This is a genomic window from Microbulbifer variabilis ATCC 700307, assembly GCF_000380565.1.
In the GTDB taxonomy this organism is placed as follows: domain Bacteria; phylum Pseudomonadota; class Gammaproteobacteria; order Pseudomonadales; family Cellvibrionaceae; genus Microbulbifer; species Microbulbifer variabilis.
This window is the reverse complement of the sequence record NZ_AQYJ01000025.1, coordinates 276,092-296,226: the sequence shown is the minus strand read 5'-3', so window position 1 is coordinate 296,226 and position 20,135 is coordinate 276,092. Positions and strand designations below refer to the sequence as shown.

Genomic DNA, 20,135 nt, shown 5'->3' with positions numbered 1-20,135 from the left:
AGCCAGCTGCTCAAGGTTAATCCCTGCGCAGCTCGTCTTTGATTGCGATGGGATTGGGAAAATTCATCACCACGATATAAGAGGAAACCAGGAAGGTAATAATTGCCGTAGCCTGAATTAAGTGAGAGGCAGCGCTGCCGATTAGGTTCTGGCTATAGGCAAGTAAGGCGATGAGTAGGGAAAACTCGCTGATTTGCCCCAGGCGGAAGCCAATATCCCAGGCCAGAACTTTAAGCTCGCTCTGGTTGCCCAGCAAATAGCGGAAAATCACCGGTTTTGCCAATAAAACTACCGTAGCAGTGACTATTGCCGGCACCAGGATTTCCGGCAGCATGGCCAGTTTGAATTGAGCCCCAAGGCTGAAAAAGAATAGGATTAGAAAGAAGTCCCGTAATGGTTTCAGGTTTAGGGCGATATATTGGGAAATCCGGCTGGCAGCAAGAGTAATACCGGCAATAAAGGCACCAATTTCTCGCGATAACCCTAGTGACTCCCCCAGCTCAGCCATCCCCATGCACCAGCCCAGGGCCATCAGGAAAATATACTCGTGGAATCGATCGAAACGGCTGAACAGCGGTAGTAAAAGATATTTCACAACTACCCAGGCGAATAGCACCATCAGAGGCAGTGAGCCAAAAGAGAGTGCAATTTGTCCCAGATGCATATCCCCGGTGCTGTCGCTGAGCAGGATCATTAAGCAGACGATGGCGACAAAATCCTGGAAAAGTAGCAGCCCCACCATCAACTCACCCAAGTGTTTATGGTGCAGTACTGTTGTGGGCAGTAGCTTGATACCGATAATGGTGCTGGAAAACATCAGGGCCATGCCGATTACCCAGCTCTCTGTGGTGGTAAAACCAAATAGCTCACCGATACAAAAGCCCAGTCCGAGAAAGATTGCGCAACTCACAATTCCAACGAAGGTAGCTTTGCGCAGTACTGAGATCAGGGCCTGTGGCTGCATGTCTAATCCAAGCAGGAACAGCAAAAATATAATGCCCACGCTGGACATATCAGAAAGCAGACGCAGGTTATCAATCACTGCAAGCCCGGAGGGCCCGAGCAGTACACCCAGGGCGATATAGGCGACCAATAGCGGCTGGCGGCCGAAGAGAGCCAGGGTGGCGAATATCGCCGCGCCACTAAAAATTAGAAAGAAAGACTGGAAGAGAGAGCTGTCCGCCACATGTCATCCTTGCGAGTGAGCGAGATTCCATCATTATCCATAGTTGTGTGGACAGCCGGTAGTGTTCGCCGATTATCTCCCGTGTATTAATCCTTGTTTTCCGCAGGGATCGGCAGTTCAGTAGTGCTCTTAATCTGCTCCAGGGCAAAGTTCGAAATAATATCACTGATACCTACACGCCTGATCAGCTCCTTATAGAAGCGGTCGTAAGCGGCGATATCACTGACGACTACCCTGAGCAGGTAATCGTAATCACCGGCCATTCGGTAGCAGTCTACCACCTCTGGCAGTTGGGCCACATGCTCGGCAAAAGCATCCGCCCACTCCGGTGTGTGCTGGTCAGTCTTTACCTGGGCGAATACCGAGACAGGTAGGCCCAGGATCTCCGCATTCAACAATGCAACTTTGCGGCGGATAATGCCGCTTTTCTCCAGCTTTTGCACCCGGCGCCAGCAGGGGGTTTTGGTTAGACCAACACGCTCCGCCAGCTCCTCAATTGAAAGGCTGACGTCGGATTGGAGGATAGCAAGAAGTTGTCTATCAATCGCGTCAAGTGAGGACATAGTGCTACAGCGCTCCCAAAACTACGGGGTTCTGTGTCCTTGCACGGATTTTTAAAGCCGTCCGCTGGCATGCCGCCCCGAATGTTAGTTTGGCGTTCCGGGTGTAGGCAGAGCTGAAAGGTAGTTGGCCTCCCACTACACAACCTGCTGTAACGATAGGCTCAGGCCGATTGTGCCGGTAGTGGAATTTTCCCCAAGTGCAATGTTTATGAGAGTGGTTTGAGTAAATTTTCCATATGCAGGAAATAACGGGGCGGGGAGGGCTTTACCGGGCTGCAGTTTACAGCCCGGTAAAGTAGTGCTTAGGCGGCGTCTTTTGGCGGGAAGCGCGGTTCGAACAGGCCAAGCTCTATGGCTTCGCGTACCTTGGACATCAGGTCAATTTCTGTGAGGTCCTGTAACTGTTGCAAGCCATCCAGTACGTAATAAATCGGCTGTACGATGTCGATCCGGTAAGGTGTGCGCAGAGCATCAATCGCAGAGAAGTCGTAACGCTCTGGTTGATTACTCAACGCGTACAGTGTTTCTTTTGGGGAGGACAGGATGCCGCCACCGTAAATCCGCAGGCCATCTTTGGTATTGAGTAGTCCAAATTCTACGGTGAACCAATAGAGACGGGCTAAGTACGCGCGCTCTTTGGGAGTGGCTTGTAGCCCAAGTTGCCCGTATTTCTCAGTGAAATTGGCGAATGCGGGATTGGTGAGCATGGCGCAGTGGCCGAAAATCTCATGGAAGATATCCGGCTCCTGCAGGTAGTCAAACTCCTCCGGAGTGCGAATAAAGGTAGCTACCGGGAATTTGCGGTCGGCGAGCAGACCAAAGAATGTTTCAAAACCGATCAAAGCGGGAACCCGAGCCACTTCCCAGCCAGTTTCACGGCGTAAAACGCTGGAAACTTCCTCCAGTTGGGGGATGCGATCGCGGGGAAGGTCCAGGAGATCCAAGCCGTGCATATATTCATCGCAGGCGCGACCGGGCAGTACTTCCAACTGGCGCTCTATCAGGCGCTGCCAGGTCTGGTGTTCCAGATCCGTATATTCGATAAAACCCTGCTCATTGGGTTCGCGTGCTACGTACTTGGTGCCCTTCTTGGCTGCTTCTTTTTTCATGCGCTCGTCTCCTGCGGTCCACCAGTCCCCAATAAGTACCGGGTAAGCCTGGCCCTGCCGCTGAACCTTGTTGTTATGTCTCTCCTCTATTTTTAGTCAGGCAGATGCCTGGAGGGGAGAGTGGAGAGGGCTGTATTGCGCCGCTTGTGGCAGTCAATTTACACTTCTTGTAAAGTTATCTTTACAGGTGGACCGGTGAGGATTGAAATAACTTGTGCTAATCGAGTCGGCATTTTGCATGAAATTATGCAAATATTCGGCGAATATCGTATAAACGTTACCTCTGGGGAGCTCGGTGGTGATAGTGGCGACAAGGTGTATCTGCTCGCGCCGGGGATGCTTGGCACTCAGTACCAGACCATAGAGAAGTCCCTCTACAGGGTTCCAGGGGTGCAGAGAGTTCGCCGCATCTCACTGCTGCCATTAGAAAGGCGTTATTTTGAGCTTGATACACTGCTTCAACATGTGACCGACCCGGTTTTGAGTGTGGACCGTGAGGGCAGGGTGGTGGCTGCAAATCTGGCAGCGGCACGAGCTTTCGGCGTAAGCCTGGATAAGGTGCCTGGTTTGCAGTTACAGCGCTTTCTTCCATTAATGCAGGTGGCAGAGCTGTTGAGGGATTTTGCCGTTCCCCGCTTTGGTCTGCCAGTAGTGGTGCGTGGGCAAAATTTTCGAGTGGACTGGTCGCCTTTAGCGTTGGATAGTCCCAGTGATGTAGATTCCCTCGCGGGGGCAGTATTGCGCATGCAATCCTGGGATAGGAGTGTGTTTAATGCTGAGCTGCCCAGGCCTGTGGCCTTATGGGATTTCGACCTGCGCAGAGACAGTTGCCTGCAGTTGCAAGATATTGCTGAGCTGGCCTCCCCGTTATTGATCACCGGCGAGCGGGGTACTGGCAAGAGCACTTTTGCGGGTGCGGTACATTACCTCTCCCCAGCTGCTGCCCGAGCAGATTGCTACCGGGTTGTCCCCCAAGAAGGCCGGATGGAAGTCCCGTTGCACTTACGTTCCAGTGGAACTCTGATCCTTGAGGATCTTCATCGTTTGAGCAGTGAGGCACAAGTTTTACTCTTGCGCCGTCTGCGCTCTCTGCCTCCTTCCATTCGGTTGGTGGCCACCTGTTGTACCCCTAAAACCCTGCATCCTGCCCTGGCTCAATTATTCTCTTCGCTTTCTATAACTTTGCCGCCGCTACGTAATATGCGCCCCGCCATCTCACGTTTTGCCAAGACACTTCTGCGACAGGAGTGCCCGGACGGGGCGGACTTGGCTTTGGATCAAGAAGTCGAGAACTTGATTTGCCGCCACGACTGGCCGGATAACTTCAACGGATTACGTGATTACTTTGTGGCTGCTGCTGGGAATTGCCGGAGGCACGGTATGGACAGCATCGCCTTGCCGCATTTGCCGGATTTGACCGTGCAAGCCCAGTTGCCTTGGAAAGACTGGGGGCGAGGACTCAGCTATAAGGAAATGATGGAGCACATGGAGCGAGCATTGCTCAGAGAGCTGATTGCCGGGCGTCCTTCAACACGAAGGCTTGCCAAAGAACTGGGAATCTCCCACACCGCTGTAGCCAACAAGCTGCGTAAATATGGCTTGTCGGCGGACAAAAAATAAGCGTAGGTCAGCGCTCAATACGGCCCAGGAGCATGTCCTTAAACATCACAAAGTCTCCCAAAAAGCTGTAAAAGGGATACTTAAAAGTGGCTGGACGGTTGTGCTCAAAAAAGAAATGTCCGATCCAGGCAAATCCATAACCTGCAATGGGGGTAGCCGCGAACCACATAGGGTTAGCGGAAATGATTGCTGCAATCACGGTTGCAAAAACCAGGGTGGTGCCCAGGAAATGAAGCCTTCTGCAAGTGAGATTGCTATGTTCTTGTAAGTAGAAAGGATAAAAGTCGCGAAAAGATCCAAATTTTTGGGCTTCTATAGCGGCCATGCTGCGCCTCCTTATTTTTATTGCGCACCTCAGTGTACGGCGAATTTTGCCAGCTTCCAAGTTGGGCGTGGGCGTTAAATATCTGTTAGGCTGCCGCAAAAATTTTTCCGGTTTATTCCCTGTATTAGCGAAACGAGGAAGTTATGGCAGGTCCGCTCGCGCATTTAAAGGTACTTGATCTCAGTCGGATTCTTGCTGGGCCCTGGGCGGGGCAGGTTTTCGCCGATTTTGGCGCAGAAGTGATCAAGGTGGAGCGCCCTGAACGAGGGGATGATACCCGTCACTGGGGCCCTCCCTACCTGAAAGATGGGCAGGGTAATGATACTGCCGATGCGGCTTACTACCTGAGCGCCAATCGTGGCAAAAAATCCGTCACAGTGGATATCACCACGGAAGAGGGCCAGGAGCTGATTAAGCAAATGGCAGCACGTTGCGATATCCTGCTGGAAAACTACAAAGTTGGCGGACTTAAAAAGTACGGTCTGGATTATGAATCCATCAAGGAAATTAACCCTGGTGTCATTTATTGCTCCATCACCGGCTTCGGCCAGACTGGCCCCTACAAAAATCGTGCTGGTTATGATGCCATGATCCAGGGTATGGGTGGCCTGATGAGCATTACCGGAGTGCCGGAAGGCCAGCCTGGTGCCGGTCCGCAAAAAGTGGGGGTGGCGGTTGCCGACCTGATGACTGGTATGTATGCCGTGTCCTCCGTGCTAGCGGCGGTGGTGCATCGCCAACAGACCGGAGTGGGACAGCATATCGATTTGGCCTTATTGGATACCCAGGTGGCCTGGCTTGCCAACCAAGCGCAAAACTATCTCACCTCTGGTAAAAGCCCGGAGCGGCAGGGCACTGGCCACCCCAATATCGTGCCTTACCAAGCAGTACCCTCAAAAGACGGCTATTTTATGTTGGCGGTAGGCAACGACGATCAGTTCAAACGCTTCTGTACGATCGCTGGCATTGAGCAGCTAGCAGATAATCCTGCCTATGCCACCAACTCTGCGCGAGTGATTGCCCGTGAGGAACTGATACCGCAAATAGAGGAGGCGACTCGCCAGCAAAGCTCTGCCTGGTGGCTCGAAAAACTCAGCGATGATCATGTACCTTGTGGACCGATTAATACATTGGAAGAGGTCTTTACCGACCCTCAGGTTCAAGCCCGTGGCATGGTGATTGAGCAGGATCATCCGGAAGCCGGTAAGGTAAAAACCGTGCGTAACCCGGTTATCTTTTCTGAGACTGCCCTCGACTATCGGCAAGCCCCCCCCGTATTGGGTGAGCATACTGAAGGAGTTCTGAGGGACTTCTTAGGTAAAGACGAAGACCAGATTGGTGCTCTGCGCCAAAAAGGGATTGTGTAGAGCCTCCTAATTGGCCGGTAGTACACCCTTCGGAATTGGGGCTCGCATAGCAAAGCGGTGCATTTTTGCGCCGCTTTTCAGTCAGCTGGTTAATACAGGGAAGCGTTATGCAATTGGATCACTTCAACATTACCGCACCTATGGAGCAATTGATCCGCGTGCGGGATTTCTATACCGAGGTTCTCGGTCTGATCGAGGGTGAGCGCCCGAACTTCAATCGTAAGGGGTTTTGGTTATATGGGAATGGGAAACCTATTCTCCATTTGATTGAGGGAGAGGTTGCTAGTGAACAACCGGCTAAGCCGCATCTTGATCATGTAGCTTTCCATACGGATGATCTTCAACCTATTAAGGCCAAGTTGGACTCTTTGGGAGTCGACAGTAAGCAAATGGATATCCCGGGGCGAGATATGCGGCAGCTGGTGTTTTTTGATCCAGTGGGAATTAAGATTGAGGTGAATGCAAGAATATAGATCGAGGGTAAATAGGCAGTTGATAGGAGCGGGATGAAGGCTGTTTTCTCAACTAGTCGATAATTTCCTTTTTTAGTTATCTTGGTGGCTTTTACAGAAGATTATTTCCGATTATATTTAATGCTATTGCGCTTCTGTCTTATTCTATCCTTAGAGTTCCTCATAAAATCCAATAGTTTTCGGGGACATCTAAAACTCTCCTTAGAATTTATCATTTTTTAGCAGCAAGATAACTGGCAGGATGATACCCCATGTCGATCAATGGGTATGCTCTAGTCGGGCGCTCCATTTTAAAGTTTTAGATAATCCGGTTTTTATTTTGCGGTTATTTTCTTTGACTGTAATAGCCTAAATGATATTAATGATAAGGATTTTACTCAATATGAACTTGGATTATGAACGCTGAATATTTTTTTTTGATAATTTTACGAAAAAAAAGAGGTTTGTTTGTTAGACAAAGTATAGATTTATATAGCTTGGAAGCAGAAAGTATGACTCTTTTAATGTAGCTTATTGCCAAGCTGAATTATACTGGGGTTTTGGGTTTACTGGAATTGGGGGCTAACTCAAACCGTGGGGCAGAAGGGGAAGCGCTTTAAAGCTAGCAGCTGTTCTCGTGGAAATTGAATTTGCTTTGAGCTAATTCAGAAAAGAGCTGGCGGTATCGGGTATATAAAATGAACATAATTTATGCCTGATAGCCGGCTACAAGAATAGTTTTCCGTGATGGCGAGCTCCTCATTCGCCTATTTCCCCCTTCCTCTGTACTATACCCGCGTTAAAACAGTGTGCGGTGTGACTAAGGTCCAAGATTTAGTTCCCGCTGTCAGGACTTATAAGGAAAATAACGATGAAGCGTATTCCTGAACCATTCCGTATCAAGATGGTTGAGCCGATCAAAATGACAACCTTGGCCGACCGGGAAGAGGCTTTGGCGGAAGCTGGTTTGAACCCTTTCTTATTACGTAGTGATGATGTGTACATCGATCTGCTGACTGACTCTGGTACAGGCGCCATGAGCGATAACCAGTGGGCTGGCTTGATGTTGGGTGACGAATCTTATGCAGGTAGCCGCAACTATTACAATCTGTGTAAAGCGGTTGAACATTTTTTTGGTTATAAATTAACCGTTCCTGCACATCAGGGGCGTGGTGCTGAGCAAATCCTGTTCCCTGCGTTGATTGAGCGTATGCGCCAAGTGCGTGGCGGCACTACGCCGGTTTTTATTTCCAACTATCACTTTGACACAACTGCTGGTCACATTGAGCTGAATGGTGGTAAAGCGATCAATGTGGTGGATGAGCGGGCCTTTGATACCACTACTGCCTATGACTGGAAAGGAAATTTCAACCTGGAAAAGTTGGTTGAAACGATTGAAGAGCATGGGCCGAACAATATTTGTGCAATTATCACTACGGTAACTTGTAACAGTTCTGGTGGGCAGCCGGTTTCCATGGCGAATATGCGCGCAGTCTATGAGATAGCCACAAAATACGATATCCCAGTGGTGATTGACTCCGCTCGTTATTGTGAGAATGCCTACTTTATCAAGCAGCGGGAAGAGGGCTACCAGAATAAGTCGATCCTGGAAATTATTCGCGAGATGTATCAGTATGGCGATATGCTGACTATGTCTGCTAAAAAAGATCCAATGGTTAATATCGGAGGTCTGTGCTGTATTCGCGATCATGAAGAGCTGTTCCAGGCCGTACGCACACGCTGTGTACCTATGGAAGGCTTTGTTACCTATGGTGGTATGGCCGGGCGGGATATGGAGGCTTTGGCCCGAGGTCTTTATGAGGCAGCTGATGAGAGCTTCCTACACTACCGTATTAGCCAGGTGGCGTATCTCGGTGAGCGTTTGCGAGAGGGTGGAGTGCCTATCCAGTACCCGACAGGTGGCCATGCAGTGTTTGTTGATGCTGCCAAAATTCTGCCACATATTCCGCCGGAGCAATTTCCTGCTCAGGTTTTAACTAATGCACTGTACTTGGAGGCGGGTATTCGCGCGGTGGAGATTGGTTCTTTACTGTTGGGGCGTGATCCGGAAACAGGTGAGCAGAAGAAGGCGGATTTGGAATTAATGCGCTTAACCATTCCGCGCCGTGTGTATACCAATGATCATATGGATTATATCGCTGATGCCATTATTGAGCTGCAAAATCGAGCCCATGAATTGAAGGGATTGACCTTTGAGTATGAGCCGCCGGTTTTACGACATTTCACGGCGAGATTTAAATCTCTCTGATATATGGCTTGTGCTCAGCAGGGGATAGGACCTTGTTGCCTTTATTAAGCCTCTCCCCTCTAAAAAGGCCCCTTGCGGGCCTTTTTTCTTTTCTTACAAAATCGCTTAGATCTTCATAGTGCCGCGAGATATCGTGGCCAACGCTTTCAAGCCTGCAAAAGGGCGACTGACCAAAAAAGGGAAGCAAGCCCAGTGTGACCATAAGCACACAAGCTGTGTTTTGTGTGCCACCCAAAGGGTTAATCGCCTTGTGCAGCCCAAAAATATGACTATCAGGTCGATTTTTTAGCTTGTTCTTATTTGAGGTCTGTTATTTAATTAATCAAGTGATTAATTAATTGGTTATTTAAGGTGAGTGAATCCATATCCAGCCGTGGCCGCGGACGGCCCAGGGATCCGGAACGTGAAATGCAGGTGCGCGAGGCCTTGATACAGTCTGCCTATGTGCTCCTGCGTGAGAAGGCCTTTCGCGATATTTCTATCCGCGAGATTGCCAAAGGGGCAGGGGTGAATTCCGCAATGATCAGCTACCACTTTGGCGGCAAGGAAGGGTTGATTATTGAGGTAATGCGAAGCCAGTTCCTGCAGTACGGCCCTGCATTCCTTAATGTGGGACTGGATGGAAAAGAGCCTTCCTTAGATATGCTGAAGGAGGCGATGGCCAGAATGATTCGCCTTTACACTCGTGAGCCCTGGATTCCCAGGCTTATTGTTGACGAAGTGGCGTCTAAACCGGGCCGTATGCGTGACTTGTTTGCAGATAGGCTGGCATCCCAGCTGGGGCCCAAGCTTCGTGAATTACTGGGTGTGCTCAAGACAGCCGGTTGTCTGCGTCAAGATCTCGATATCAACTTGATGCCCATTTCTTTTATCAGCCTGATTGCATTCCCGTTTATAGCGGGAGACCCCCTGAAGAAAGTATTCGCCTTTATGGTAGATGGGGATAACAGTGAGAAGTGGGTTGATCACACAGTACAGTTGCTGCTCCACGGAGTAGCAAATACTTCTATAGCTGAACAGCAGGAGGTAGGCGGTGAGAATTAAAGCCCAACTGGAAAAACAGATGAGCCGTCGCCTGGCACTACCTGCGCTGATTACCATTGGTATGTTTTTGGCTGCAGCGGTGGTGATGAGCAAGCGCCCACCGAAACACGATGGGATAGAAGCACTGATAACGCCGGTTAAGGTGGTGGAGGTGCAGGAACAGCAGTTGCGAGCTAAGGCTGTCGCTTACGGCGAGGTAAAGCCCAGTACATTTCTGGAGGCGAATGCTGAAATTAGCGGTCGGGTAGTTTACATAGCCCCAGAATTGGAGCGCGGAAATATTATTCCTGCGGGTACTCTGGTTCTGAAGATTGATGACACCAGTTATCAGTTGGCCCTGGCCCAGGCTGAGAGTGATCTGGCGGCTAACCGGGCTAATTTACAGGAGTTAGATGTAGAAGAAGCCAATAGTCAGCGCTCTCTGGATATTGCCGAGCGTGCGCTAAAGCTGGGTGAAAAAGAACTGGCGCGCAAGCGGAGGCTGGTAGCCAAGGGCACTGTCTCCCGCTCCACAGTAGATCTTGAAGAGCAAAACATGCTGCGCCTACGCCAGGAAGTGCAGAACCAGACCAGTCAGCTGTCACTCTTTCCCACGCGCCGCAAAGTAATCGAAGCCCAGATAGCACGCTCTGAGGCCCAGGTGCGTGATAGTAAGTACAACCTGGGACGAACCCAAGTGACCCTGCCTTTCGATGCACGTATTGGAGACGTCCATGTGGAGGAAAATCAGTATGTAGCCGGTAACGCGCGCTTGTTTGACGCCAGTGGCCTTGCGCAGGTGGAGATTGCCGCAGAGCTTCCTATGGTTCATGTGGCCCCACTGTTGCGAAACCTCAGGCCGGGAGAAGGCAGTGCTCCAACGCCGGATGATCTGCCCAAAATGCTGCTGGGCTTAGAGGCCCGCATCACCCTGGTCGGTGGCCCAGGGGAAAACGAGTGGCAGGGCAGGGTTGTTCGATTGGGCGGAACTCTTGACAGTACCAGTCGTACCCTTTCCGTTGTTGTTGCAGTTGACGATCCCTATGGCGAAGCCCTTGCGGGTGAAAAACCACCGCTATTTCGCGGTATGTATGCCCGCGTAGAGTTGCTTGCTCCTGCTGCGTCGGCACTGGCTATTCCTCGTCGGGCATTGCACGAGGGTAGGGTGTACCTGGTTGAAAATGGCCAATTGCGCGTTCGTCCTGTGCAGGTGGATTATCATCAGGGAGATACCTCAGTGATTCGTGCCGGTTTGAACCCCGGTGAGCAGGTAATTGTCACCGATGTAATTCCGGCGATTAATGGCATGGCGGTTTCTGTAGCCGGCGGTCAGCAGCCAGTGGCGCTGAGTCCAAGAGGTACGCAGCAGTGATTCGTTTTTTTGCCGGCCACCCTACTGCGGCCAACTTGCTGATGGTAGCGCTGATGTTGAGTGGCCTGTTTGTCCTGCCCAGTATGAAACGCGAAACCATGCCGGAAATCGATAAGTTTGAGGTGCAGGTTTCTGTTCCTTATGCCGGTGCTGCAGCTGCTGAGGTGGAAGATAGTATTTGTCTTCCATTGGAAGAGGCCACCGATGGGATTAGCTTTGTTGATGAGCGTTTGTGTGAAGCGAAAGACAACCTAGGCCTGATGACCCTAAAAATGCAAGAAACTGGTGATATGAACCAGTTTCTTGCGGATGTTGAATCTGCGGTAGACGGCATCGACTCCCTGCCAGCAGAGAGCGAGCGCCCGGTAATTGAAGAGCTGGGGCGTACTCAAGGGGTTGTCAGTATTGCTATTAGTGCTGACCTGCCATTGCCGCAACTGAACCAGATGGCAGAGCACTACCGCCGTGAATTACTGCGTGACCCCGCTATACCGATCGTCCGAATCTCGGGTTTCTCGGACCACCAACTACAGATCGAAATCTCTGATTACAACCTGCGCCAGTACGGGCTCAGTGTGATGGAACTGGCCAATATTATCGATCAGCAAGCGGTCGATATGCCAGCCGGCAAAGTATCTACACCGGATCGTGAATATCAGGTGCGCTTTACTGAAGAACGCCGCACTGTGGAAGAGCTGGAAAACCTGGTTGTTATTAAAGGTGATGATAGAGCTGAAGTGCGTCTCGGTGATATTGCGAAAATTTATGATGACTTTGAATTGGCGGAAGACAAGATTACTTTCGATGGCCACCGCGCAGCATTGCTCAATGTTGAAAAGAACAGCGTAGATGACAGCCTGCGCGTACTGGAAGCCGTAAGCACTTTTGTTGATCGCGAAAATGAAAAGTTGCCAGAGGGTATGAAGATGACCCTCACCCAAGATAGTGCTTCCATCGTCGCAGATCGCCTGCAAATGATCATCTCTAATGCCTGGCAGGGCCTGATCCTGGTGGCTCTCGCCTTGTATCTTTTCTTTAGTGGCCGCTATGTATTTTGGGTGGTGATGGGGTTACCGGTATCTTTCCTCGGCTCTTTTGCGCTGATTACTGCCATGGGTGTGTCCATTAATATGATCAGCCTGGTAGGTTTACTGATTGCCATCGGTATTTTGATGGATGATGCCATCGTGCTCTCGGAAAGCATCGCTAGTGAACACCGCGATGGTCTTTCTCCGCTCGAAGCAGTTGTCAATGGTACCAAGCGTGTAGCTCGCGGGGTGTTGTCCTCCTTCGCTACTACTGTGATGGTATTTGGTGGGCTGATTTTTATTAAGGGAGATATGGGGCAGGTGCTTAAGGTACTGCCGATTGTCCTGATTTCTGTTCTGCTTGTGAGCTTGGTGGAAGCCTTCTTAATTTTACCGGCGCACCTGCGCCATGCACTCGATCAAGAAAGCCGTACGCCAGCCTGGAAACAGGCTTTCGCTCAGCGCTTTGAAGGCTGGCGTGAGAGCATGGGCCGCGCGGCAGACTGGGCTGTTAAATATCGCTACGCCTTTGTTGGGGGTGTGCTGGGCCTGTTCTTTTTAACGGTGAGCTTGCTGCCTGCCGGGGTTGTAAAGTTTCAGGGGTTTCCAACTCTTGAGGGGGATCTTTTACAGGCCCGTATTCTGATGCCCCAGGGGACTTCTCTGGTAGATATGGAAAGCCTGGTTGAAAGGCAGTTAGATGCTTTAGACCGGGTTGCCAATGAACTTTCTGGAAATGAAAGCGCACCCCTTGTAAATCATACCAGCGTAACCTTCGGCGTAAATGGAGATGCTTTTGAAACTGGGCCTCATGTGGCCACTATTAATGTGGACCTACTTGCAGCAGAGGGGCGCAATACCAGTATGGATGAATTGCGCCACGCCTGGCGAGAGGCTGCTGGTGAAACACCGGGAGCCATCGCCATACTTTACAAAGAGCCCGCTCTCGGTCCCGCAGGTCGTGCCATCCACTTGCGCCTTGCCGGGCTGGAACTGGATCAACTGAAAGCAGCCTCTATCCGTCTGCAAAACTGGCTGCGCGGATACGACGGTGTGGTGAATGTAGTGGATGACTTGCGCCCAGGGAAGCCGCAATTAACTGTAAAAATGCGTGAAGGTGCATACGCTTCCGGGTTAGATGCCAGCAATGTTGCGAACCAGCTACGTGCCGCTTACCAGGGTATGGAGATCGATGAAGTTCAATACCTTGGGGAAACCTATGAGATTCAAGTGCGTATGGATGCGGATTCCCGTGGAGCTCTTAGTCGCTTCGATGAACTGGTAATTATTCACCCGGTTACCAAGCAGCGGGTCCCTTTGATAGCCGTTGCAGATATTGAAATGAATCGGGATTATGCGCGCATTCAGCGCGTAGATGGTGAACGTGTTGTGAGCGTGTACGCCGATGTTTTCACCGAGAAGGCTAACGCAGGGCAGGTACTTGGGGATACCAAGCAAAAATTTCTGGAAGAGCTCACGGAAGAGTTCCCCGGTCTGCGTGTGGATATGCAGGGGGAGTTGAAGAACAGTGAAGTAACCGGTAAATCCATAGGGCGCGCACTCCTGATAGGTGCTATTGGCATATACCTGATTTTGTCTTTGCAATTCCGCAGCTATGTGGAGCCCTTTATCGTATTGGTTGCGATTCCGTTGGCGCTGATCGGCGTAATCTGGGGGCACCTGCTAATGGGGCAGAATATGTCTATGCCCAGCATGATGGGATTTGTTTCCCTTGCTGGCATAGTGGTGAATGATTCCATCTTGTTGGTGGAATTTGTAAAACGGCGAGTACGTGAGGGTATGGCCGTGCACAGTGCTGCAAGCCAGGCCAGTCGCGACCGCTTCCGGGCAATCTTCCTAACCTCGCTTACAACTATTGCTGGCCTCTTACCCCTGCTGTTTGAAACGAGCTTACAGGCCCAGGTGTTAGTGCCTCTGGTAACCAGTATTGTATTTGGTATCAGCAGCTCAACCATTTTAATATTGCTGGTGCTTCCAGCACTGTATGGGATACTGGAAGACTTTGGGTTTACTGAGCCACAAGAAGAGGAAGAAAAAGCAGATTCGTCTCACAAGGGAACAGTTGTAGTGGCATAGTGACTATATGCTTAAGTATAGTTAGTGGTTTCCAGGTGCTTTATATCTGCAGATAGCCGCGTGAGAGATCATTTGGCTTTTTTATAGGGCTTTGCGTGCAATAAGTGTCATGAACTCAAAGAATAAATTGAGGTGCCCTTTGAATTGTCAGATAAAGTTGAAATAAACGGTAGGCATTCAGAATGTTAACAGATTGACTATTTATCTATCAGTAAATGCCGTGCCAGTGAAATTGAATAAAGTGATTGCCCGAAATTGGCCTTCACTAGAAAATATGTACAGTGATTAGTTCTTTGAACTGGTAATGCCTATCAAAATAGTAACAATTGGATAACTGAAAATTCTTGATGCGATTTTTTCAAAGCCACAGATTCTTGTTTTTACTTGTTTAGGAAAATGAATAACTTAACTTTATTTTTGGTTTTAAGCTTCTTAGTTGGAGAGGTAGTGGCTTCCACGCTTCCCTCGAGTGAGCGATCTGAAGCTGCTACTAAGAGTGTAAAGAGTAGGCTCATGAGTGAGCTGACTGCACAAAACTTGGAGTATGGCGCCCCGATTTTCATCAGGATTTTCAAAGGGGCAAGCACTTTGGAGCTTTGGATGGAGTCTAATGATGGAAAGTTCAAGCTATTCAAAGAGTATGAGATATGTGCCTACTCCGGAGATTTGGGGCCAAAAGAACAGGAGGGGGATCTACAAAGCCCTGAAGGGTTTTACTTTGTTAACGCAGGTCGCTTAAATCCTTGGAGTCAATTCCACCTGTCATTTAACTTAGGCTACCCGAATAAATATGACCGTATGCAGGGTAGGACAGGCAGCGCTTTAATGGTTCATGGTGATTGCGTTTCTATTGGTTGTTATGCCATGACAGATACTAATATTAATGAAATATATACATTGGCAACAGAAGCTCTCAAAGGGGGGCAGCCGTTCTTCAGGGTGCATGCTTTTCCGTTCAAATTGACAGATGAAAATTTAGATAAGTATCGGGATCATAGGTGGTATGAATTTTGGAGAAATTTGCAAGGTGGCTATAAGTACTTCCTGGTTCATGGCAGGCCACCAAATGTTGAGGTGGAGCAAGGTAAATATGTTTTTGGGGTATAATTTGGGTTTGTGGATTCAAGTAAGATGCAAACTCAAGCACTCAATAAACAAGCTATAGGCCTTTTACTTCCAAAGTAGTGGGTATAGACGGATATTCGTTACTGTGAAGGTGGAGTGCAAGCTGTTGTTGCAGAGAGGAAGTTAGATAGAGCTATAGCAGTGCTTTCCTTGTTAAAAAAACTGCATTAGATCCCTCTTCCTTTGTAAGGCGTGTTTCAGCTGAATTCCTAATCAGGGGCTTTGATAAGTTAGGACAAGAGGGACGGAGATTAGCTGAGCATTTTGCTAGTGATAAGTCAGATTCCGTATCTGAGAGGGGAAAATTTGCACTTGGGCAATTGGATCAGGTGCGCTCTGATGATGACTCTTGATAAACGTAGGGCTCGGCGGGAACAGTCTGGAGCAATTAAACACGCTGGTGCGTGATAAATAATTAAGCTTAGAGGTTTGAGCGAAGCGGACGAAGCATTGTTAGCCCAATACCTGAATGACAAACAAACGATTAAATGCCTGTCATCCAAAATACCTCAACCCTATATACTTAAAGATGCTGAATGGTGGGTACGTACCGGAAGTAAAGAAATTGGGATTGTAAAAATTATTGAGTTTGAAGGAATTTTTTGCGGGGCAATTATTGCTAATAGTCAAGCTAATGAGCATGTTCACTCTGCATAAATGGGGTGCTGGATTGCTCGTGATTTCTGGGGAAAGGGAATTGGATCTACAGCCCTTGATAAATTTATTAATTATATCTTTTCAAAGGGACCCATCGTTGGGCTGTTTGCTTCAGTAGCACCTGAAAATAGAGCGTCGATAAGAGTTTTGGAAAAATCTGGTTAGGAATTAGAAGGCGTTTTTAAAAAGGCTATCTTTAAATATGGGAAGTACACAGATGATTTCCGATGTGCAAGAATAAAATTCTTACGGCAGGTTTAAACCATGGTTACCCCAGGGGCGGTAGGTATCCCGATTCCTCTCCATTGGGGTTAGTTCTAAAAACCGTGAAGCGGAGTTAATCAGATTGTTTCGTATCGCCTTTATGAATGCTTATGCATAGCTGCTCTTTTTAGCCTGTTACTTCTCTTTTGCACTACTCCTTTTAGTCGCTGGGTCAGCGCCTCTAAATATTTTATGCGTAGTAACTTTTATTAAGAGTCCTCTCTATTGCCTGCCTTTGATTAAAAATCAATCAAAGGCAGGCATTTGTCATAACTTGAGATTTGACGCAATGCGACACTTGTCGCATACTTGCCTTCTGTGTAGCGGAAATACACCAAGTGTCGCGAGAATAAAATAAATGAAAGAAATTAAACCTTCCCCCACTGAGTTGGCTCTGCTGAAAGCGCTCTGGAAGCAAAGTCCCCTTAGTGCAAGAGAAATACATGAAAAGGTGAAATCTGAACTCCAATGGTCCTATTCATCCACCCGAAAAACGCTGGACAGAATGCGTGATAAATCACTTGTGATTCAGTCTGAGGTGCATGGTATTCAGGTCTATAAGGCGGCTCTCGATAAGGTTGAAACACTAGCTCACTATGCTACTGACTTTGCAACGCGGGTTCTTGAGCTGGATGGCCCTCTTCCTATAGCCATGTTTGCTAACAGTAAGCTAGTGGATGAAAAGGAACTGGAAGAACTGCAAGAAATGTTGAATAGCTGGCCAGATGCAGATTGAAGGCAAGAGGCGTGAAGTAATATGTTGGAATTAATATCCTCTTTGTCACCCTTTGCCTTCAATCTTCTGGTTGTATCTATATTTTCTTTTCTTTGGGCATGCCTCATATATATCGTTGTAAGGGGAATATCCTCTCTGGTTAGCACCAGGATTAAGATTGTTTACTACTGGCGTAGCTTCTGGATATGTACTTTATGCGTGATTAGCTTGCCATTCTTCCTTTCGCAATTGTTGGATATCTCACCAACAGGGTTGGTACCGGAAGTCAGTTATGAAGTCGCTCCACTCGATGTAAATCTTGGCCATCGTCTGGGGGCAAGCCCTTTATTGGAGGATGGAGCGCGAAAGTTAAGTGATATCGATATTTTGGCCAGCGGCTGGTTGATTTTTTATATTAGTGGAACATTACTGAGCCTATCATTGATGTTTCGACGGCATTATCGGCTGCTTAGAGGCTTAGAGATAACGGCTAAAACAGTGATTAAGAAAAAAGTCATTGGTAGCCTATTAACTAGCGCGCAATATGAATACTTGTCTAAGAACAATGTACGAGTGATTGTTACAGAGGCTAAGTGCTCTCCATTTGTTTTCGGTCTTTTCAAGTTGAATCTCGTTTTGCCTAGTTACTTATTATCGATGGATGTAGGACAAAAGCAGCTAGTAATGGAGCATGAGCTAACACATATAAGAAGACATGACCCGATGTTGATTATGGCTGCTCATATATTGGGCTGTTTTTTATGGTTTATTCCATTTTTGAAGTGGTTTAAAGAACAATTGTCGTGGGCTATTGAGCTAAGTTGCGATCGAGAGGTTTTGAGGACCGCTGGTATGGGTTTAGGCAAAGTATACGCTCAAGCAATGCTTCGCACACTACAGGAGTGTTCGGGGCCAGATAATCGCAATGGTGTTGTGGCTTTCTCAATGTTTGATAAGACCAGCCAGTTATCCTTGATTAAAAAGAGAATGTTAAATATTAGAGATGCTGCTCAAGAGAGTGCTTCATCTAACAAGTTTAAAATGGGAGTTTTAAGGGTATCACTTATATTCTTTACAGTGTTTTTTACAGTTGTGGGGGCTATGGCAAAACCAAGCCTGTCGATAGTTAATCCTGAAGTAGAGAATTGGATGGTGCCAATTCAAAATGCTCGTATCAGTAGCCTATTTGGCGATTTAAATAAAGTTAGAAATAATTCACATCGAGGCACTGATTTTGCTGCGCCGCTCGGTACAGAGATAGTAGCTCCTGCTGGAGGAGTTGTTATCGTTTCAACTGATCACTATAGGCACAAAAATTATGGAAAGATTATTATCATTGATCATGGGCAAAACATCCAAACACTTTACTCACATTTAGATACTAGGGAAGTAAAGGTAGGACAAAGTATAAAAATGGGGCAGAAGATTGGAACAGTTGGTAATACTGGAAAAGTAACAGGCCCTCATCTTCACTTTGAGCTGATAAAACAAGGTGAGAGAGTAAATCCTGAATACTTACTGAAGTTGTGGTTTGGTTGATTTATGGCCGGGGTTCTAATGAGTAATGTCACATCCGGTGGGTTTTTTAGCTCCTGTAGTAAAACGATTCTTAAGTGTATCTCTATTTTGTTGGTGGTGATATCCCCGTTAACGGTGATGGACGCAAAGGGTTTATCTCATCATGAAGGTTTTTTTAAGATCAATAATGATATCTTGGCAATTTTTTTCTCTTCAAAGCCCAGTCAAATGCCTTTGAGGCTAGGAAACGGGCCAATAGTAGGTGTAAATCAAGAGGGTTCTTCTGCCTTAGAGAGCATGGTTGTCAGAGTAAAAGAGGTATCTCTTTCAAAAAATCAAGGAGTGCTTTCGTTACTGGCTGAAAACTCAATAGAGAAAGAAGAATCTTTAATGATTGTAAAGCTCTTATCAGAGTACCTCGATATCAATGCAGTAGCGGTTGGGAAGAAGTTTCTATTGGCCTTCGATGAAGAGTCACGGTTTCAAAGCCTTAGTGTAAATTTAGCATTTGCTGAGAGTTTGGAAATAAAGAAAGATGGCCAAGAATTGATTTCTGTAAAACAACAAAATCCAACGACCTTACAAAATTACTATGTCGAGGGAGAGATCAGCGGTAGTTTATATAATACAGGACTAAACTTTGGTCTAAATAATGCGGTACTGGTTAAATTGAATGAAATATTGAGCTATGAAGTAGACTTTCAGCGAGAGATTAGATCTGGAGATAGCTTCTCTGTTTTTTATAGTACTCGTCGGGATGAGTTAAAGGGTGACGAAGTTTTTCAATCGATACATTTTGTAGAAGTGTCATTGTCGAATGACGTGATATCTCTTTATCGCTATCAGGATGGCGATTCAGGAGTGGTTGATTATTTCCACCCTGATGGGAAAAGTTCAAGAAGTTTCCTAATGAAAACCCCTCTAGAGAATGCTCAGTTATCCTCATATTTTGGTAGACGTAAGCATCCGGTACTGGGTTTTACCAGGATGCATAAAGGACTAGATTTTGGAGCGCCTCTAGGCACTCCTATACTGGCTGCAGGTGATGGTATTATTGAGAGGGCTTCATATTTCGGTAGTTTTGGTAACTATATTCGAATTGGTCATCAATCGGGAGTCCAAACCATTTATGCACACCTAAGAGGTTATGCCAAAGGTATAAAGGCAGGTGTGAGAGTAGAGCAGGGGCAGGTTATAGGCTATCTGGGCGCTACAGGTAGGGTTCAAGGGCGGCATTTGCATTACGAAATACATAAAAATGGTAGGCCAGTTGATCCTCTCAGATTAGATCTCCCAGCTTCCAATAATTTATCGGGGAGGGCTTTGGATCGTTTTTTTGAATATGTTAAAGCGGTAGATAAAGATTTGGATGTCCACAGAGCTGTAAAGTAATAAGGGGTTGTAGCTCTTTGTAATATCCAGTTCCATGAGTTTAATGTGATTTC

17 protein-coding genes are annotated in these 20,135 nt (G+C 47.8%); 13 read left to right on the top strand and 4 right to left on the bottom strand.

The window, feature by feature from the left end; all coding sequences use genetic code 11:
* Nucleotides 1-16 precede the first annotated feature (16 nt).
* The 3 genes from G367_RS0110085 to phhA form a co-directional block, all read right to left on the bottom strand.
* A complete protein-coding gene (locus G367_RS0110085) occupies nt 17-1,186 on the bottom strand; it encodes a cation:proton antiporter (RefSeq protein ID WP_020413006.1) in 1,170 nt (389 codons plus the stop codon).
* A gap of 86 nt (nt 1,187-1,272) precedes the next feature.
* Complete coding sequence (locus tag G367_RS0110080; RefSeq protein ID WP_020413005.1) at nt 1,273-1,749, bottom strand: Lrp/AsnC family transcriptional regulator; 477 nt, start codon at nt 1,747-1,749, stop codon at nt 1,273-1,275.
* A 302-nt stretch (nt 1,750-2,051) separates the two neighbouring features.
* Entirely contained in the window at nt 2,052-2,858 is an 807-nt protein-coding gene (phhA, locus tag G367_RS0110075; RefSeq protein ID WP_020413004.1) for a phenylalanine 4-monooxygenase, read from the bottom strand.
* A 195-nt stretch (nt 2,859-3,053) separates the two neighbouring features.
* On the opposite strand from phhA, the gene G367_RS0110070 reads away from it, so the two are divergent.
* Nucleotides 3,054-4,478, top strand: coding sequence for a TyrR/PhhR family helix-turn-helix DNA-binding protein (locus G367_RS0110070; RefSeq protein WP_157533449.1), 1,425 nt, complete (start codon nt 3,054-3,056; stop codon nt 4,476-4,478).
* 7 nt (nt 4,479-4,485) lie between these two features.
* Here G367_RS0110070 and G367_RS0110065 read toward each other — a convergent pair whose 3' ends face one another.
* Nucleotides 4,486-4,803, bottom strand: coding sequence for an Mpo1-like protein (locus tag G367_RS0110065; protein ID WP_020413002.1), 318 nt, complete (start codon nt 4,801-4,803; stop codon nt 4,486-4,488).
* Nucleotides 4,804-4,946: 143 nt separating this feature from the next.
* Between G367_RS0110065 and G367_RS0110060 the strand changes: the two genes are divergently transcribed.
* From G367_RS0110060 to G367_RS25065, 12 genes are all read left to right on the top strand, one after another.
* A complete protein-coding gene (locus G367_RS0110060; protein WP_020413001.1) occupies nt 4,947-6,170 on the top strand; it encodes a CaiB/BaiF CoA transferase family protein in 1,224 nt (407 codons plus the stop codon).
* Nucleotides 6,171-6,277: 107 nt separating this feature from the next.
* The gene (locus tag G367_RS0110055) at nt 6,278-6,643 is read left to right on the top strand and encodes a VOC family protein (protein ID WP_020413000.1); all 366 of its coding nucleotides are present in this window, start codon (nt 6,278-6,280) and stop codon (nt 6,641-6,643) included.
* A gap of 850 nt (nt 6,644-7,493) precedes the next feature.
* Nucleotides 7,494-8,891: a tryptophanase gene (locus G367_RS0110050; RefSeq protein WP_020412999.1), complete on the top strand. Its 1,398-nt coding sequence runs from the start codon at nt 7,494-7,496 to the stop codon at nt 8,889-8,891.
* Nucleotides 8,892-9,242: 351 nt separating this feature from the next.
* Nucleotides 9,243-9,935: a TetR/AcrR family transcriptional regulator gene (locus tag G367_RS25080; RefSeq protein WP_157533448.1), complete on the top strand. Its 693-nt coding sequence runs from the start codon at nt 9,243-9,245 to the stop codon at nt 9,933-9,935.
* Entirely contained in the window at nt 9,925-11,286 is a 1,362-nt protein-coding gene (locus G367_RS0110035; RefSeq protein WP_020412997.1) for an efflux RND transporter periplasmic adaptor subunit, read from the top strand. The genes G367_RS25080 and G367_RS0110035 overlap by 11 nt, the downstream gene beginning before the upstream one ends.
* Nucleotides 11,283-14,411 (top strand): efflux RND transporter permease subunit, encoded by a 3,129-nt coding sequence (locus tag G367_RS0110030; protein ID WP_020412996.1) that lies wholly within the window; start codon nt 11,283-11,285, stop codon nt 14,409-14,411. Before G367_RS0110035 ends, G367_RS0110030 begins: the two co-directional genes overlap by 4 nt.
* Nucleotides 14,412-14,924: 513 nt before the next feature.
* Nucleotides 14,925-15,518 carry a L,D-transpeptidase family protein gene (locus G367_RS0110025; RefSeq protein WP_245556681.1) on the top strand — a complete coding sequence of 198 codons (594 nt, stop codon included), beginning with the start codon at nt 14,925-14,927 and terminating at the stop codon, nt 15,516-15,518.
* A gap of 447 nt (nt 15,519-15,965) precedes the next feature.
* Entirely contained in the window at nt 15,966-16,193 is a 228-nt protein-coding gene (locus G367_RS25075) for a hypothetical protein (protein ID WP_020412994.1), read from the top strand.
* Nucleotides 16,194-16,358: a GNAT family N-acetyltransferase gene (locus G367_RS27105; protein WP_083922707.1), complete on the top strand. Its 165-nt coding sequence runs from the start codon at nt 16,194-16,196 to the stop codon at nt 16,356-16,358.
* 457 nt (nt 16,359-16,815) lie between these two features.
* Nucleotides 16,816-17,193 carry a BlaI/MecI/CopY family transcriptional regulator gene (locus G367_RS0110015; RefSeq protein ID WP_020412993.1) on the top strand — a complete coding sequence of 126 codons (378 nt, stop codon included), beginning with the start codon at nt 16,816-16,818 and terminating at the stop codon, nt 17,191-17,193.
* 21 nt (nt 17,194-17,214) lie between these two features.
* Nucleotides 17,215-18,711 (top strand): M23/M56 family metallopeptidase, encoded by a 1,497-nt coding sequence (locus tag G367_RS25070; protein WP_020412992.1) that lies wholly within the window; start codon nt 17,215-17,217, stop codon nt 18,709-18,711.
* An 18-nt stretch (nt 18,712-18,729) separates the two neighbouring features.
* Complete coding sequence (locus G367_RS25065; RefSeq protein ID WP_051089495.1) at nt 18,730-20,082, top strand: M23 family metallopeptidase; 1,353 nt, start codon at nt 18,730-18,732, stop codon at nt 20,080-20,082.
* Nucleotides 20,083-20,135: the final 53 nt, after the last annotated feature.

What these genes read in the sequence shown, in the direction of transcription:
- G367_RS0110080 (WP_020413005.1), bottom strand. Translation starts at nt 1,749, where the DNA reads ATGTCCTCACTTGACGCGATTGATAGACAACTTCTTGCTATCCTCCAA.
- phhA (WP_020413004.1), bottom strand. Translation starts at nt 2,858, where the DNA reads ATGAAAAAAGAAGCAGCCAAGAAGGGCACCAAGTACGTAGCACGCGAA.
- G367_RS0110065 (WP_020413002.1), bottom strand. Translation starts at nt 4,803, where the DNA reads ATGGCCGCTATAGAAGCCCAAAAATTTGGATCTTTTCGCGACTTTTAT.
- G367_RS0110060 (WP_020413001.1), top strand. Translation starts at nt 4,947, where the DNA reads ATGGCAGGTCCGCTCGCGCATTTAAAGGTACTTGATCTCAGTCGGATT.
- G367_RS0110055 (WP_020413000.1), top strand. Translation starts at nt 6,278, where the DNA reads ATGCAATTGGATCACTTCAACATTACCGCACCTATGGAGCAATTGATC.
- G367_RS0110050 (WP_020412999.1), top strand. Translation starts at nt 7,494, where the DNA reads ATGAAGCGTATTCCTGAACCATTCCGTATCAAGATGGTTGAGCCGATC.
- G367_RS0110025 (WP_245556681.1), top strand. Translation starts at nt 14,925, where the DNA reads ATGAGTGAGCTGACTGCACAAAACTTGGAGTATGGCGCCCCGATTTTC.
- G367_RS27105 (WP_083922707.1), top strand. Translation starts at nt 16,194, where the DNA reads ATGGGGTGCTGGATTGCTCGTGATTTCTGGGGAAAGGGAATTGGATCT.
- G367_RS0110015 (WP_020412993.1), top strand. Translation starts at nt 16,816, where the DNA reads ATGAAAGAAATTAAACCTTCCCCCACTGAGTTGGCTCTGCTGAAAGCG.
- G367_RS25070 (WP_020412992.1), top strand. Translation starts at nt 17,215, where the DNA reads ATGTTGGAATTAATATCCTCTTTGTCACCCTTTGCCTTCAATCTTCTG.
- G367_RS25065 (WP_051089495.1), top strand. Translation starts at nt 18,730, where the DNA reads ATGAGTAATGTCACATCCGGTGGGTTTTTTAGCTCCTGTAGTAAAACG.